The 13,298-nt window shown below is 70.6% G+C and carries 12 protein-coding genes; 2 read left to right on the top strand and 10 right to left on the bottom strand.

What is annotated here, in order from left to right; genetic code table 11:
* Positions 1-33 precede the first annotated feature (33 nt).
* The 10 genes from OG858_RS41135 to solA all read right to left on the bottom strand — a co-directional run bounded on the left by OG858_RS41135 (position 34) and on the right by solA (position 11,113).
* Positions 34-972, bottom strand: coding sequence for an aldo/keto reductase (locus OG858_RS41135; protein ID WP_328543923.1), 939 nt, complete (start codon positions 970-972; stop codon positions 34-36).
* Positions 969-2,429: an aldehyde dehydrogenase family protein gene (locus OG858_RS41130; RefSeq protein ID WP_086746568.1), complete on the bottom strand. Its 1,461-nt coding sequence runs from the start codon at positions 2,427-2,429 to the stop codon at positions 969-971. The genes OG858_RS41135 and OG858_RS41130 overlap by 4 nt, the downstream gene beginning before the upstream one ends.
* Entirely contained in the window at positions 2,426-3,379 is a 954-nt protein-coding gene (locus OG858_RS41125) for a succinylglutamate desuccinylase/aspartoacylase family protein (protein ID WP_086746569.1), read from the bottom strand. Before OG858_RS41125 ends, OG858_RS41130 begins: the two co-directional genes overlap by 4 nt.
* Positions 3,380-3,402: 23 nt before the next feature.
* Positions 3,403-4,794, bottom strand: a complete 1,392-nt coding sequence (locus OG858_RS41120; protein ID WP_086746570.1) for an aminotransferase class III-fold pyridoxal phosphate-dependent enzyme — start codon at positions 4,792-4,794, stop codon at positions 3,403-3,405.
* Positions 4,791-5,657, bottom strand: coding sequence for an ABC transporter permease (locus OG858_RS41115; RefSeq protein ID WP_086746571.1), 867 nt, complete (start codon positions 5,655-5,657; stop codon positions 4,791-4,793). The genes OG858_RS41120 and OG858_RS41115 overlap by 4 nt, the downstream gene beginning before the upstream one ends.
* Positions 5,654-6,586 carry an ABC transporter permease gene (locus OG858_RS41110; RefSeq protein WP_328543924.1) on the bottom strand — a complete coding sequence of 311 codons (933 nt, stop codon included), beginning with the start codon at positions 6,584-6,586 and terminating at the stop codon, positions 5,654-5,656. Before OG858_RS41110 ends, OG858_RS41115 begins: the two co-directional genes overlap by 4 nt.
* 1 nt (position 6,587) lies before the next feature.
* Complete coding sequence (locus OG858_RS41105; RefSeq protein WP_328543925.1) at positions 6,588-7,733, bottom strand: ABC transporter ATP-binding protein; 1,146 nt, start codon at positions 7,731-7,733, stop codon at positions 6,588-6,590.
* A complete protein-coding gene (locus OG858_RS41100) occupies positions 7,726-8,832 on the bottom strand; it encodes an ABC transporter substrate-binding protein (protein WP_086746574.1) in 1,107 nt (368 codons plus the stop codon). The genes OG858_RS41105 and OG858_RS41100 overlap by 8 nt, the downstream gene beginning before the upstream one ends.
* Positions 8,833-8,909: 77 nt before the next feature.
* Complete coding sequence (locus OG858_RS41095) at positions 8,910-9,971, bottom strand: M14 family metallopeptidase (protein ID WP_319069571.1); 1,062 nt, start codon at positions 9,969-9,971, stop codon at positions 8,910-8,912.
* A 2-nt stretch (positions 9,972-9,973) separates the two neighbouring features.
* Positions 9,974-11,113, bottom strand: a complete 1,140-nt coding sequence (solA, locus tag OG858_RS41090; RefSeq protein WP_319269608.1) for an N-methyl-L-tryptophan oxidase — start codon at positions 11,111-11,113, stop codon at positions 9,974-9,976.
* A 282-nt stretch (positions 11,114-11,395) separates the two neighbouring features.
* Between solA and OG858_RS41085 the strand changes: the two genes are divergently transcribed.
* Entirely contained in the window at positions 11,396-12,142 is a 747-nt protein-coding gene (locus OG858_RS41085) for an IclR family transcriptional regulator (RefSeq protein WP_086750041.1), read from the top strand.
* Between the two features lie 334 nt (positions 12,143-12,476).
* Positions 12,477-13,220 (top strand): IclR family transcriptional regulator, encoded by a 744-nt coding sequence (locus tag OG858_RS41080; protein WP_086750040.1) that lies wholly within the window; start codon positions 12,477-12,479, stop codon positions 13,218-13,220.
* Positions 13,221-13,298 lie beyond the last annotated feature (78 nt).

Genomic DNA, 13,298 nt, shown 5'->3' with positions numbered 1-13,298 from the left:
CTCAATTCGGATGACGAAGGGGGTTCGGTGGCTTCAGACGACACGTTCGCCTGGGGTGACGATCGCGTCGAGTGCGGCCAGGTCGGCCGGGTCGGGGGTCCAGTCGGCCGCCGCCGCGTTGGCGGTGACCTGTTCGGGGGTCATGGCGCCGCAGATGACGGAGCCGACGGCGGGGAGCGCGGCCAGTGCTCCCACGGCGACCTGGAGGAGGGTGAGTCCTCGTTCGGCGCCGTACGCGGTGAGCGCCTCGGCCTTGTCGAGGGCCGCGTCGGTGAGCCAGCCCTGCCGCCAGGACAGCCGGCTGCCGGGCGGGGGCTCCTCTCCGCGCCGGTACTTTCCGCTGAGCAGGCCGTTGGCCAGCGGGTAGTACGGCAGGAGGCCGACACCGTGGCGGACGCAGGCGGGGACCAGGTCCTGCTCCACAGCGCGGTCGAGCAGGTGGTAGCGGGCCTGGGTGGACACGAAGGCATCGGTGAGCTGCTCGGCCGGCAGGTTGGAGCAGCCGATGTGGCCGATCTTGCCCTCGTCGACCAGTTCACGGAGCGCGGCGACGGTCTCCTCCAGCGGGGTGACGCCGTCCGGCTCGTGGTACTGGTACAGGTCGATCCGTTCGGTGCCCAGGCGGCGCAGCGACGCCTCGACGGCGTAGCGGATGTAGGGGCGGGCTCCCCGTCGGCCGTAGAGGTCGGCCTCCTGGCCCATCTCCATGCCGAACTTGGTGGCCAGGACGACCTCGTCGCGGTGCCCCTTGAGGGCGGCACCGAGGAGCCGTTCGCCGTCGCCGCGCCCGCTGTCGCTCTCGCCGAACCCGCCGTACATGTCGGCGGTGTCGAAGAGGGTGATCCCGGCGTCGATGGCCGCGTGGACGACGGCCTTCGTGCCGTCCTCGTTGAGGCGGGAGCCGAAGTTGTTGCCGCCGACGCCCACCACGGAGACGGTCGGGCCGCGGTCACCGAGCGTGCGATATCTCATGACCGCCTCCCGAATCCGATGCAGACGTTCTTGGTCTGCGTGTAGCTGTCGAGGGCCGCGAGACCCTTCTCCCGCCCCCAGCCGCTGTGCTTGTAGCCGCCGAACGGAAGCTCGACGCCGGTGCCGACGCCGGTGGCGTTGACGTAGACCTGGCCGGCCCGGATGCCCTCGGCGAGCCGCATCGCCTTGTCGATGTCACGGGTCCAGACGTAGGACGCGAGGCCGTACGGGCTGTCGTTGGCGATGTCCAGGGCCTCGTCGGCGTCGTCGAACTCGATGACGGTGATGACGGGGCCGAAGATCTCCTCGCGGGCGCACCGGGCGTCGTTGGTCAGGCCGGTGAGCACGGTCGGTTCGACGTAGTAGCCGTCGGCCAGGGCCGGGTCGGACGGCGCACCGCCGCCGGCCCGTGCCACGGCGCCCTCCTCGCGGGCCAGGTCCAGGTAGCCCAGCACCCGGTCGCGCTGCCGGGCGGCGACCAGCGGGCCGACGTCCGGGTCGGTGAGCCCCGGGCCGACGCGCAGGGAGGCGGCGTGGGCGACGAGCTTGTCGAGGAACTCCTCGGCGCCGCGCTGGAGCAGCAGCCGGGTGCCGGCCGAGCAGGTCTGGCCGGCGTTGCCGAAGGCCGAGGCCGCAATCGCGGTCAGCGCCAGGTCGAAGTCGGCGTCGGCGAAGACGACGACCGGTGACTTGCCGCCCAGTTCCGTGACGGAGGGGACCACGTTGGCGGCGGCTGCCTGGGCGACCTTGATGCCGGTGGGCACCGAGCCGGTGAAGGTGACCTGGTTGATGTCCGGGTGCCCGGCGAGAGCCGCGCCGGTCTCGCCGTCGCCGGGGACGACGTTCAGGACGCCCGGCGGGAGTCCGCACTCCAGGGCGATCCTGCCGATCTCCAGCGGGGTGAGCGGTGCCTCCGGCGACGGCTTGAGCACCACGGTGCACCCTGCCGCCAGCGCCGGAGCGGAGCCCCTCGCGGTGTTCTGCAGCGGGTAGTTGAACGGGATGATCTGGCCGGAGACACCGATCGGCTCGCGGACGGTGTAGTCGATGAGGCCGGGCCCGAGGGGGATCGTGGTGCCGCCGAGCTTGTCGGCGACGCCCGCGTAGAACTCGAAGTACCGGGCGGCGGCCTCGACATCGGCCTTGGCCTGGCGGAGCGGCTTGCCGACGTCCTGGCTCTCCAGGCGGGCCAGCCGTTCGCCCTGGTAGCGGATGGCCTCCGCGATCCGGTAGAGGATGCGGCCCCGGTCGGCGGCGCGCATCCCGGCCCATTCGGGAGAGGTGAGGGCCGAGCGGGCCGCCGCCACCGCCTGGTCCACGTCCGCCTTGCCGGCCAGCGCCACCTGGGCGATGGCCGCACCGTCGGACGGGTCGAGGACCGTGAAGAAGCGTCCGTCGGCGGCGGGCACCTGCTTGCCGTCGATCAGCAGCTCGGTCAACCGCAGTTCGCCGGTCATGGCCGGATCTCTCCCTGCACCTCGCCGAAGATGACGACCTCGTCGCCGGGGCGGACGGTGCGGATCCGGCGGACCCAGAGCACGATGCCGTCCTGCGGGGCGAGGACCTCCTCCAGCGTGTTGCCGTAGTGGTCGACGATGTGGGCGATCAGGTCGCCTTCCTTGCAGGTGTCCCCCGGCTCGGCGTGGCCGACGAAGAAGCCGCCGGCGTCGGAGCGGGCGAAAGTGCCGGAGACCGTGGTGTAGGTGTCCCGCAACTCCGCCGCACCGTCGATCATGCCGAGTTGCCGGAGGATGTTGCGGATGGAGTGCATGTGCAGGGTGACGTTCTCCTCGCGGTAGGTGCCACCGCCGACCTCGATGGTGATGGCGGGCTTGCCCGCCGCGAGGGTGGGATGGCGCACCGTGCCGCCCCACTTGCCGCCCTTCCAGACCAGCTCGTGCCCGGCTGCGAGGGCCATGTCCGTCGCCAGTTCCTCGTAGCCGCCCTGAAGGATGACCAGCGGGGCGATCTCACCGAACGTGCCGCCGGTGTGCAGGTCGACCAGGGCGTCGATGGCCGGGACGACCTGCTCGACGAAGGTGGCGGCCAGGCGCAGCGAGTACGAGCCGTCCGCGTCACCGGGGAAGATGCGGTTGAGGTTGAGGTGGTCCAGGCCGCTGGTGCGGGCCGCCGCCTCGAAGGCCGGGGTGTTCATGCAGGGGATGGCGACGAGCGTGCCGCGCAGGGTGGCCGGGTCGATCTCGGCGACCACGCGGCGGACGGCTTCCTGGCCGTCGTACTCGTCGCCGTGCACGCCGGCGTCCACACACAGGACCGGGCCGTCGTGGGCGCCGTTGACGACGATCAGTGGGATGCCGAGTTCGACACCGTAGCTGCTGGTGCCGACCGGGATGAGGCCTTGGGCGCGCTCGCCGGGGGCGACGGTCAGCGGACCGATGGAGTACATGTCGTTCCTTTCCGAAACATGGATCAGATGCGGGCGGACGCCTCGGCGAGGGTCTCCGCGAGGATGTCGGCGATACGGTCGAGAAGGGCCCGGTCGCTGATCAGCGGGGGCGCGATCTGGACCAGTGGCGCGGACCGGTTGTAGACGCGGGCGAGGAGGCCGGCCTCGCGCAGTCGGCGCGGGATCAGGTCGGCGATCAGGTCGGCGCGGGCGGTGTCGCCGAAGCCGCCGTTCTCCTGGTCGCCGACGAGTTCGCAGGCGTAGAAGAACCCGGCTCCCCGGACGTCGCCGACGATTCTCAGGTCCGCGAGGGATGCCATGCGGCCCGCCAGGTGGCCTTGGAGGTCACGGACGTTCTCCAGGATCCGGTCCCGCTCCATGATCTCCAGGTTGCGCAGGGCGATGGCCGCGCTCAGCGGGTGCCCGGCGAAGGTGTAGCCGTGGTTGAGGACCACGCCGGGCCGGTTGATGACCTCGACGACACCCCCGCTGACCAGAGTTGCCCCCATGGGGGCGTAACCGGCGGTGATGCCCTTGGCGACGGTGACCATGTCCGGGCGGGCGCCGTAGAGGTCACCGCCGAACCACTCCCCGAGCCGGCCGAAGGCCGTGATCACCTCGTCGGCGACGAGCAGGAGTCCGTACCGGTCGGCCAGCGCCCGCAGACCCTGCCAGTAACCCTGGGGCGGGGTGATGCAGCCGCCCCGGTTCTGCACCGGCTCGGCGATGAGCATGGCGACGGTCTCCGGACCCTCGGCCAGGATCGCGTCCTCCAGCTCGGCGAGCAGCCGGGCCGTGTACAGGCCGTCGTCCGCGTATTCCGGTGCGAGACCGAAGCGGTTGGTGTTGGCCACGAACCGGGTGTCGATCGCCGGCGGGCCGTACGGCTCCGTCAGGCCGGGGTCGTCGGTGAGGGAGAGGGTGCCGATGGTCAGTCCGTGGTAGGCGCCGCGCCGAGCGATGGCCTTGGTGCGGCCCGGTTCGCCACGCAGCGCGTGGTAGCGGCGGGCGATCTTCCAGGCGGTCTCGACGGCTTCGGCGCCACCGCTGGAGAAAAAGGTGTGCTCGATGTCCACGGGGGCGATCCGGGACAGCCGCTCGGCGAGTTCGATCGCCGTCGGGTGCGCGGAGGAGGTCCACAGCGGGCTGTAGCACAGCTCGCGCAGTTGCTTCTGAGCCGCCTCGGCGAATTCGGGGCCGTAGGAGTAGCCGAGCTGGCAGCAGTACAGCCCGGACAGACCGTCGATGTAGCGCCTGCCGTCGGCGTCGTCGACGTACGGGCCCTCGCCCCGCCGGATGACGAGGAGGTTCTCGCCTTCCGGGCCGAGCGAGCCGTTGGGGGTCATGTTGAGCAGCAGGTGTCTGGCCGCGGTGGCGGACAGTTCACCGGCCGGGGTGCGGGTGCTGGTGGTCATGAGGTCTCACTCCCGGTGGACAGGCCCACCCCGGGCTCCGTCGGCAGCAGACCGTCCTGCTTTCCGCCACCGCCGAGTCGGCGCACGGCGGCGACCAGGACGAGGGCCAGGACGGCGATCGCGATGAGCACCGCGCTGATGGCCGTCACGGACGGGTCGACATCGAACTGGAGGACGTTGAACACCTGGACGGGCAGGGTCGTGGTGTCCACCGAGGACAGGAACTGCGAGATGAAGAACTCGTCGAAGCTGGTGATGAAGGAGAAGATCGCGGCGGCGATCATGCCGGGCATCGCCAGGGGGAACGTGATGCGCCGGGCGACGGTGAGACGGCCGGCGCCCATGCTGGCCGCCGCGTCCTCCAGCCGTTCGTCGATGCCCTTCAGTGTGGCCATGAGGATCATCACGGCGATCGGTGAGGCGAGCACGGTGTGGCCGAGGGCGATGGCGATCGGACTGCCGAGCATGGCGGCCGGCTCGAAGAGAAGGAACAGGCCGAGGGCGATGACCACTTGGGGGATCACCAGCGGGGCGAGGACCAGTCCGTACACCGCCGAGCGCAGCGGCAGGTTGCTACGGACCAGTGCCGTGGCCGCCGTGATGCCCAGGAGGAGCGAGAACGCGGTGGTCAGTGAGGCGATCAGGGCGCTCAGCGACAGCGCGGCCGGCCACTTGCTGCCGTCGGCGAACAGCACCTTGTACCAGCCCAGCGTCCAGGAGTCCGGCGGGAAGGCGCCGAACGCGTCCTTGCCGAAGGAGGTGACGACGATGAGGACGATCGGCAGGGCGAGGAACAGCAGGATCACCGTGGAGGCGACGGTCAGGAAGATCCGTCCGGCCAGTGTCGAGCGCAGCGCGATCATGAGATACCCCGGTTCTTCGCGGCCTCGCTCAGCACCTTGATCAGCCGCAGCAGGAGCAGACCTCCGAAGGTGAGGAGCAGCAGGATGATGCCGAGAGCGGCGGCGCCGTTCCACTGGCTCTGCTTCATCACCTGCTCGCTGATGAGAGAGGCCACCATGGCCTGCTTCGGGCCGCCCATGAGGGCAGGCGTGAGGTAGTAGCCGAGGCAGAGGATGAAGCACAGGATGCCCGCGTTGACCAGGCCGGGAGCGACCATCGGCAGGTAGACCCGGCGGAAGATCGTCAGCCTGCCCGCGCCCATGCTGGCCGCTGCGGCCGGGAGACGGCGGTCGATGCCCTTCATGACCGCGTACAGCAGCAGCACGGTGTAGGGCAGCATCACCGAGGTGGTGCCGATGACCACGCCGAGTTCGTTGTAGAGCATCTGGAACGGAGCACCCGGGACGTCCAGGTCCGTCAGGGCGTCGTTGATGACGCCGTGTTCACCGAGCAGGATGATCCAGCCGTAGGTGCGGACCAGGGCACTGATGAAGTGCGGCACGATGACGATGATCATCACCAGGCCCGCCCACAGCGGCTTGAGCCGGGAGACGGCGGCGGCCAACAGGAAGCCGATGACGAGGCTGAGCAGCGAGGTCTCGGCGGAGATCCGCAGGGTGGTGAGGAGGACCTTCAGGTTGGAGCCCTGGAGGGCGTCCGCGTACCAGTGCAGCGTCCAGCCGCCGTCCTCGCCCTTGAGGCTGAGGAGCAGGGTGCTGAGGATCGGGTAGACGAACAGCACCAGCAGATAGATGACCACGGGGGCGGCGTTGAGCAGCCCGAAGCGGGTACGGCGCTCGGACAGCGCGCGGCGGAGCCGTCCCTGGGAAACGGCGGGGGCCTTGGGGCCCGCGGCGGGAGGCGCGGGGGCGAGAACGGATCCGGCCATGTCACCCGCCTCCTTCCGCCGCGAACACGCTGACGTCGTCGGGGTGGGCGGTCAGGCTGACCTGTTCGCCGATGACCGGGGCCTGTCCGGCCGGGAGTTCCAGGCGTACGAGGCCGGTGCCGGCGTCGCCCGCCGGGCGGACGGTGACGCGGACGAGGGTTCCCACGTAGGTGACCGTCTCGACGGTGCCGGTACAGAACCCGTCGCCGGGGGTACACAGCCGGAGCCGGCCGGGCTGCACTGCGGCCCGTACCCGGGCTCCCTCGACTCCTGTCTGCGGGCGGGCCTTGAGCAGGCCTCCGGTGTCGAGCTTCACGACGGTGCGCTCGGACGTCTGCTGCTGGACGGTGCCGGACAGGAAGTTGGCCGCGCCGAGGAAGTCGGCGACGAACGGGGTGCGCGGGCGCTCGAAGAGCTCACGCGGGGTGTCGAACTGGTCGATCCGCCCGTCCCGCATCACCGCGATCCGGTCGGACAGGACCAGCGCCTCCTCCTGATCGTGCGTCACATAGATGACGGTGAGGCCGAGTTCCTGCTGGATGCGCTTGATCTCGGTCTGCAGCTGGTCGCGCAGCTTCTTGTCCAGGGCGCCGAGCGGCTCGTCCATGAGGATCACCGGCGGCCGGTAGACCAGCGCCCGGCACAGCGCGACGCGCTGCTGCTGGCCGCCCGACAGCTCGCGCGGCCGGCGGCGGGCCATGGCGGAGAGTCCGGCGATCTCCAGGGTCTCGCCGACCCGGCGGCGCAGCTCCGCCTTGGGCACGCCCCGCAGTTGGAGCGGGAAGGCGACGTTCTCCCAGACCGTCATGTGCGGGAAGAGCAGGTACTGCTGGAAGACGAAGCCGAGGCCGCGCTTCTGCGGCGCGAGGCGGGTCACGTCACGGCCGCCGACGACGATGCTGCCGGAGTCGGGCTCGCAGAACCCGGCGATCATCATCAGGGTGGTGGTCTTGCCGGAACCGGAGGACCCCAGGAAGGTGACGAACTCGCCGCCCGCGATCTCCATCGAGACCGTGTCGACAGCGGTCACGCCGCTGTACGTCTTGCGCAGGTCCGTGACGGAGAGGGGTTTGCCGGTGCCGGTCCCCGGCGGCGGGGAGACCGCCGGGGACGACTGGTGCGGGGACTTCAGGTTCAGCTCAGGCATTGACCCACTCCTGCCAGCGCTTGGACACGGCCGCCTCGTTCTTGATCCACCACTCGACGTCCAGGTCGAACCCGGACTTCAGGTGCTCGGGCGAGCTGGCCAGGTTGTCCGCGGCGGCCGGGGAGAGCTTCTTGTAGGCGGCGGGCACCACCGGGGCCATCGGGTAGACCTCGGCGTAGGCGGCCTGGATGTCGGGCCGCAGCGCGAAGTCGACGAGCTGGTAGGCGGCGTCGAGGTTCGCGGTCCCCTTGGGGATGCAGAAGCCGTTGCTCTGCCGACGGGCACCGTTCCACTGGTAGGCGAGCGGCGAGCCGCCCTTGATCAGGGCGTCGAGACGGCCGTGCCACACGCTGGTGGCGACAACCTCCTCGCGGCCCAGCAGGACGCCGGGCAGGGCACCGGTGTCCCAGTACTTGCGGACGGAACCCCTGATGTTGTCGAGGGACTTGAAGGCGCGCTCCACATCAAGGGGGTACAGCTTGTCCAGGGGCACGCCGTCGGCCAGGAGGGCGAACTCCAGTTCGGGCAGATCGGCGTCGCGGGCCTGGAGGGCGCGGCTCCCCTTGAACGCCTTGGTGTCCCAGAAGTCCGCCCAACTTTCAGGCTTCTTGCCGTCGAAGGCGTCGGTGCGATACGCCATGACGCTGGCCCAGTAGTTCTTGCCGATGCCGTGGGACATCATCAGGGACTCGGCGATGCCCGCGTTCTTGGTGCTCTTCAGCCGGTCGTAGTCGAGTGCCTCGGTCGCGTCCTGGTCCTTGAAGCGGATGACGTCGGCCATGGAGGTGTCGATGACGTCGAACTGCGGGCGGCCCTGCTTGATCTGGGCGAGCAGCTGCGCGTACGCGATGTTCACCACCTTGATCTGGATGCCCGTCTCCTTGGTGAACGCGTCGTAGACCGCCTTCTGGTTGGCCTCGCCGTACGTGCCACCGCTGTTGCGCACGACCAGCGTCTTGGAGCTCTTGCCGCTACCGGCGGTCGTGCTGCGGCTGCTGCCGGTGCCACAGGCACTCAGGGCGGACGCGGCGGCGAGACCCGCCGTGACTCCGCCGACTCCGCGCAGGAACAGCCGGCGGTCTATCCGGACATCTCTCATCGTGTGCCTCCTGGGTGGTGCTGCAGGGAAAGGGGGGCAGGGGGTATGGGGCGCTGCGGGACAGGGAGGTCGAGGTACTACGGGCGGGGAGCCGCCTCGTCGGACCCGCGGCCCGCGCCGGGGGTGCGGAGGGTGTCGGGGCTCGGTGCCGCGTCGGGGTCCCACGGCACGGCGAGGGCGGCGAGTTCGGCTCCGGGGGCGACGGTGAGACCGTGCATGCCGTAGAAGATCCGTCCGCCGGCCGGGGCGTGGACCATGTGCTCCGTGCCGTCGGCCGGGTCGACGATGCGGCCGAGGAGGTCGCCCTCGGTCACTTCGCCGATGACGTCGGCGTCGAAGGAGAACTCCGGGTACCACAGGCCGGTGGCCTCGGCGGTGACGCCGGCGGACCAGACCCAGCTGCGGACCGGCGCCGGGGCGGAGCCTTCGTGGTCGAGGACGCCCAGGTGGCGCAGTGCCGTGAGGAGGCCGTCGACGCGGCTCAGGGCCGTGGGCTCGTCCCGCTGCCCGAGTGAGCCGACCTCGACCAGGACCGCCGAGATGCCCCGGCGGGCGGCGGCCGCGTGGCTGTTGCCGCCGTCGGCCGTCAGTCCGAGGATGACGTCCTCGATGCCGAAGGAGCCTGCCAGTTCGGCCGTGGCCTTGTCCAGGTCGGGGTCACCGGTGAGGCGGTAGCCGACGAAGTCACTCAGGACCTGGTCGATGCCGCCGCAGTGCAGGTCGACGTAGACGTCGGCGCCGTCGACGAGGTGGGCGAAGAGCCAGGCGGCCAGCCGCTCGGTGGGGCCGCCGACCGGGTCGCCGGGGAAGACACGGTTGAGGTTCACGCCGTCGACCGGGGAGATGTTGAGCCGGCCCTCGTACACGGCGGGCGGGTTGACGACGGGGCAGATGATGACCTGCCCGTGCACCTCGCGGGGGTCCAACCCGTCCGCCAGTCGTACGACGGCATCGATGGGCGTGAACTCGCCGCCGTGCACACCCGCGGTGATGACGACCCGGGGGCCGGGGCGGGCGCCGTTGACCAGGGTCAGCGGGATGTCGACGGTGAGGGTGCCGAGGTCGACCCGGACGGTGCCGCGGACCTTGGTGCCGGGCTCGGCGTGCAGGGCGCCGACGGAGAGGGTGGTGTCGTTCATGGTCATGCCTCCGTACGGCCGACGGTGGAGAGGAAGTCGATGGGCTGGGGCGAGGTGCCGTCCAGAGCCAGGTCTGCGGCGATGTCGCCGAAGGCGGGCGCGAGCTTGAAGCCGTGGCCGGAGAAGCCGGCGAGCAGGACCACGTTCTCGGCGCCGGGCAGGGGGCCGACCAGGGGGCGGCTGCTCTCGGTGTAGCCCTCCATGTAGACGGAGAGCCGGGTCGGGTCCGGGTGCAGGTCCGGCATGTGCCGCCCGATCAGCTCGGAGAAGATCTCCAGTTCCTCGGGCTGCACCGTCCTGTCCAGCCGGTTCGGGTCGCCCGCCGGCTGGTGCAGGGCGCGGGAGAGGCCGAGCTTGACCGAGATGCCGTCCGGGGAGGGCAGACCGTAGCAGTGGGTGGGTGCCGTGCGGATGAACGCCGGGCGCTCCTCGCCGAACCAGGCCTCGGGGGCGGTCGGCACGTACCAGGCGCTGACGAGGCGGCGGACGTCCACCTCCCACGGCAGGTCGGGCAGCAGGTCGTTGACCCACGGTCCGGGGGTGACGACGGCGGTGTCGAAGCGCTCGCTGCCGGAGTCGGTGCGGATCTCGACGCCGCCCGCGACGGGGACGATCTCGCGGACCGTGCTGTAGCGGTGGATCACCGCGCCCAGCTGCTCGGCGCGGCGGGCGGCGCTCTGGATGGTCAGCTCGGGGCGGATGAAACCGGCGCGGCGGTCGAGCACGGCCGCGTCGCCGTCCTCGATGCGGTACTGGGAGAAACGTTTCGCCAGAAGCTCGGCATCCAGCACCTCGTGGTCGAGGCCGTGCTCCGCGATGGACTCCAGGACGGTGGCCATCTGGTGGTGCCCGGTCGGCCCCATCAGCAGACATCCGGTCAGCCGGCGCAGCTCACGGCCGGTCTCCTCCTGAAGCCGCTCCCACAGGGCGTCGGCGTGCTTGAGCAGCGGGACGTAGCGGGAGTCCTCGAAGTGCGCGCTGCGGAAGATCCGGGTCTCACCGCCTGCGGCACCGCGGTCGTGGCCGGGGGCGAACCGGTCGTACCCGACGACCTCGGCACCTCGGGCCGCCAGCCGCCAGGCGGCCTGGCTGCCCATCGTTCCGACGCCGACGACGGCGACGCGCTTCCTGGCAGCTGACACAGGACTTTCCTTTCGTAACGTCGAGGCGCATGCTGAGCGCCCGACGTGAGACTGGTCGATTCGAGTCGGTTTGGACGGGGGCCGGGCCCTTTCTTCGGGCCCTCGGCTCACAGCCGCCGTGTCTCGCGGTGCCGGCCCACTTCTTCGGGATCCATCCGTTGGGCCGTGCCACATTGTGGAACACTGTGCTAGAATCTGGCACGAGAATGACAGTGGCTCGGAGGGGAGTCAAGAGGTGTCCAGCAGAAATTCCGCGGATTAACGGGGGGAAACCGGATGGAAATGAAGAGCGTCACGAGATCGCTGCGCGTTCTCGAAGCGGTCGCCCAGCATCAGCCGGTCACCGTCGGGGAGTTGACGAAACTCTTCGGCCTGCCGAAGTCGACCGTGCAGCGCACCCTGGTCACCCTGGCGGAGGCGGGCTGGCTGCGCGCGAACCGCAGGGACACCACGCGCTGGGAGATCGGCGCCCGGGTACTGGCCGTACGGCCCGCAGCCCTGCAGGGCTCCAGCCTGTTCGCCGCCGCCCGCGAACCCATGATCCGCCTCCGCGACACGGTCAACGAGACGATCCACCTGTCGGTGCCCGACGCACTGCACAGCGTGGTCGTCGTGGACCGCGTCGACTGCGACCATCCCGTACGGACCTTCCACACCATCGGCGACACCTCACCGCTGCACGCCACCGCCGTGGGGCGTGCGATCCTCGCCCAGCTTCCGAAGCGGGACGTCGAGGAACTCATCACTCAGGGCCTGGAGCGCTTCAGCGACACGACCCCCGCCGACCCCGACGAACTGCGCGCCGAGCTGGACCGGATCCGCACCGACGGCTACGCGATCAACCGGAACCAGTACCGGCCGGGCGTCTTCGCCTTCGCCGCACCCGTACTCGACGAGAGCGGGACACCGCTGGCCGCCGTGGCCATCTCGATGCCCGACTCCCGGTACGACGTGAAACGGGAGCCCGAGTGGGGTGGCCTCGTGGCCGGCGCGGCAGAGGAGATCAGCGGACGCCTACTGGGCGGCTGACGGAAGCCGGTGGCCCAAGAAGGCCCCGCCCGGCGAGGGCCGGCTCGCACGCGTCGAAGCGTGCGAGCCGGCCCTCGCCGCATGCCAGGGCAGCCGTCACCCCGGGCCCGACGGGGGGTGTCGGGCCCCAGGGCTGCCGCCGCGCGGCACGGCGCGGCGGGAGCGGTGGCGCTCCCGCCGCTCATCACCGGGAAGGCCACGAGGCCCCATTTCCCCTCCATGCCATATCGTGGAACGCCATGCTAGAATGCGGCATGAATCGTGCCCGCGGCTCCGGGGAGGGAGTCAAGGGTGAGCGACGAAGCCACGCGCCTGATGGGGGCCCCGGATGGAAATGAAGAGCGTCATCAGGTCACTGCGCATCCTGGAGGCGGTCGCCCGGCATCAGCCGGTCACCTTGGGCGAGTTGACGAAACTCTTCGGCCTGCCGAAGTCGACCGTGCAGCGCACTCTGGTCACTCTCAACGAGGCGGGCTGGCTCCGGGCCAACCGCAGGGACACCACGCGCTGGGAGATCGGCGCCCGGGTACTGGCCGTACGGCCCGCAGCCCTGCAGGGCTCCAGCCTGTTCGCCGCCGCCCGCGAACCCATGATCCGCCTCCGCGACACGGTCAACGAGACCATCCATCTCTCGGTACCCGACGCACTGCACAGCATGGTCGTCGTCGACCGCGTCGACTGCGACCACCCCGTACGGACCTTCCACACCATCGGCGACACCTCACCCCTGCACGCCACGGCCACCGGGCACGCGATCCTCGCCCATCTCCCGCGTCCCGAGGTCGACGAGTTCGCGACGGGCACGTTCGAGGGGTACGGCGACGAGACCATCACCGACCCCGAGGAGCTGCGCACGGAACTCCAGCGGGTCAGGGAGCGTGGCTACGCCGTCAACCACAACCAGTACCTCCAGGGGATCTGCGCCATCGCCGCACCCGTCCTGGACGGTGACGGCGTCCCGCTGGCCGCCGTGGCCGTGTCCCTGCCTGATTCACGCTTCGAGCCCGGTCGGCTCGCGGAGCTGGGGCGACTCGTGACCGAGACGGCGGCGGAGATCACCGCGCGCCACCTGCGCTGAGGGCGCCTTCGGCCCGGCCCGCCCGCGGCGAGGCAGGGCCCTCCCCGTGCCCGGCCAGGAGGACAGAGCGGCCGGGCA

It is taken from the genome of Streptomyces europaeiscabiei (genome assembly GCF_036346855.1).
GTDB classification, from domain to species: Bacteria; Actinomycetota; Actinomycetes; order Streptomycetales; family Streptomycetaceae; genus Streptomyces; species Streptomyces europaeiscabiei.
This window is presented reverse-complemented; position numbering and strand designations above follow the sequence as displayed.

Bases quoted from the DNA above. Each gene is read 5' to 3' on its own strand.
- OG858_RS41085 (WP_086750041.1), top strand. From the start codon at position 11,396: ATGAAGAGCGTCACGAGATCGCTGCGCGTTCTCGAAGCGGTCGCCCAG.
- OG858_RS41120 (WP_086746570.1), bottom strand. From the start codon at position 4,794: ATGACCACCAGCACCCGCACCCCGGCCGGTGAACTGTCCGCCACCGCG.
- OG858_RS41125 (WP_086746569.1), bottom strand. From the start codon at position 3,379: ATGTACTCCATCGGTCCGCTGACCGTCGCCCCCGGCGAGCGCGCCCAA.
- OG858_RS41095 (WP_319069571.1), bottom strand. From the start codon at position 9,971: ATGAACGACACCACCCTCTCCGTCGGCGCCCTGCACGCCGAGCCCGGC.
- OG858_RS41115 (WP_086746571.1), bottom strand. From the start codon at position 5,657: ATGATCGCGCTGCGCTCGACACTGGCCGGACGGATCTTCCTGACCGTC.
- OG858_RS41105 (WP_328543925.1), bottom strand. From the start codon at position 7,733: ATGCCTGAGCTGAACCTGAAGTCCCCGCACCAGTCGTCCCCGGCGGTC.
- OG858_RS41080 (WP_086750040.1), top strand. From the start codon at position 12,477: ATGAAGAGCGTCATCAGGTCACTGCGCATCCTGGAGGCGGTCGCCCGG.
- OG858_RS41100 (WP_086746574.1), bottom strand. From the start codon at position 8,832: ATGAGAGATGTCCGGATAGACCGCCGGCTGTTCCTGCGCGGAGTCGGC.
- OG858_RS41135 (WP_328543923.1), bottom strand. From the start codon at position 972: ATGAGATATCGCACGCTCGGTGACCGCGGCCCGACCGTCTCCGTGGTG.
- OG858_RS41130 (WP_086746568.1), bottom strand. From the start codon at position 2,429: ATGACCGGCGAACTGCGGTTGACCGAGCTGCTGATCGACGGCAAGCAG.
- OG858_RS41110 (WP_328543924.1), bottom strand. From the start codon at position 6,586: ATGGCCGGATCCGTTCTCGCCCCCGCGCCTCCCGCCGCGGGCCCCAAG.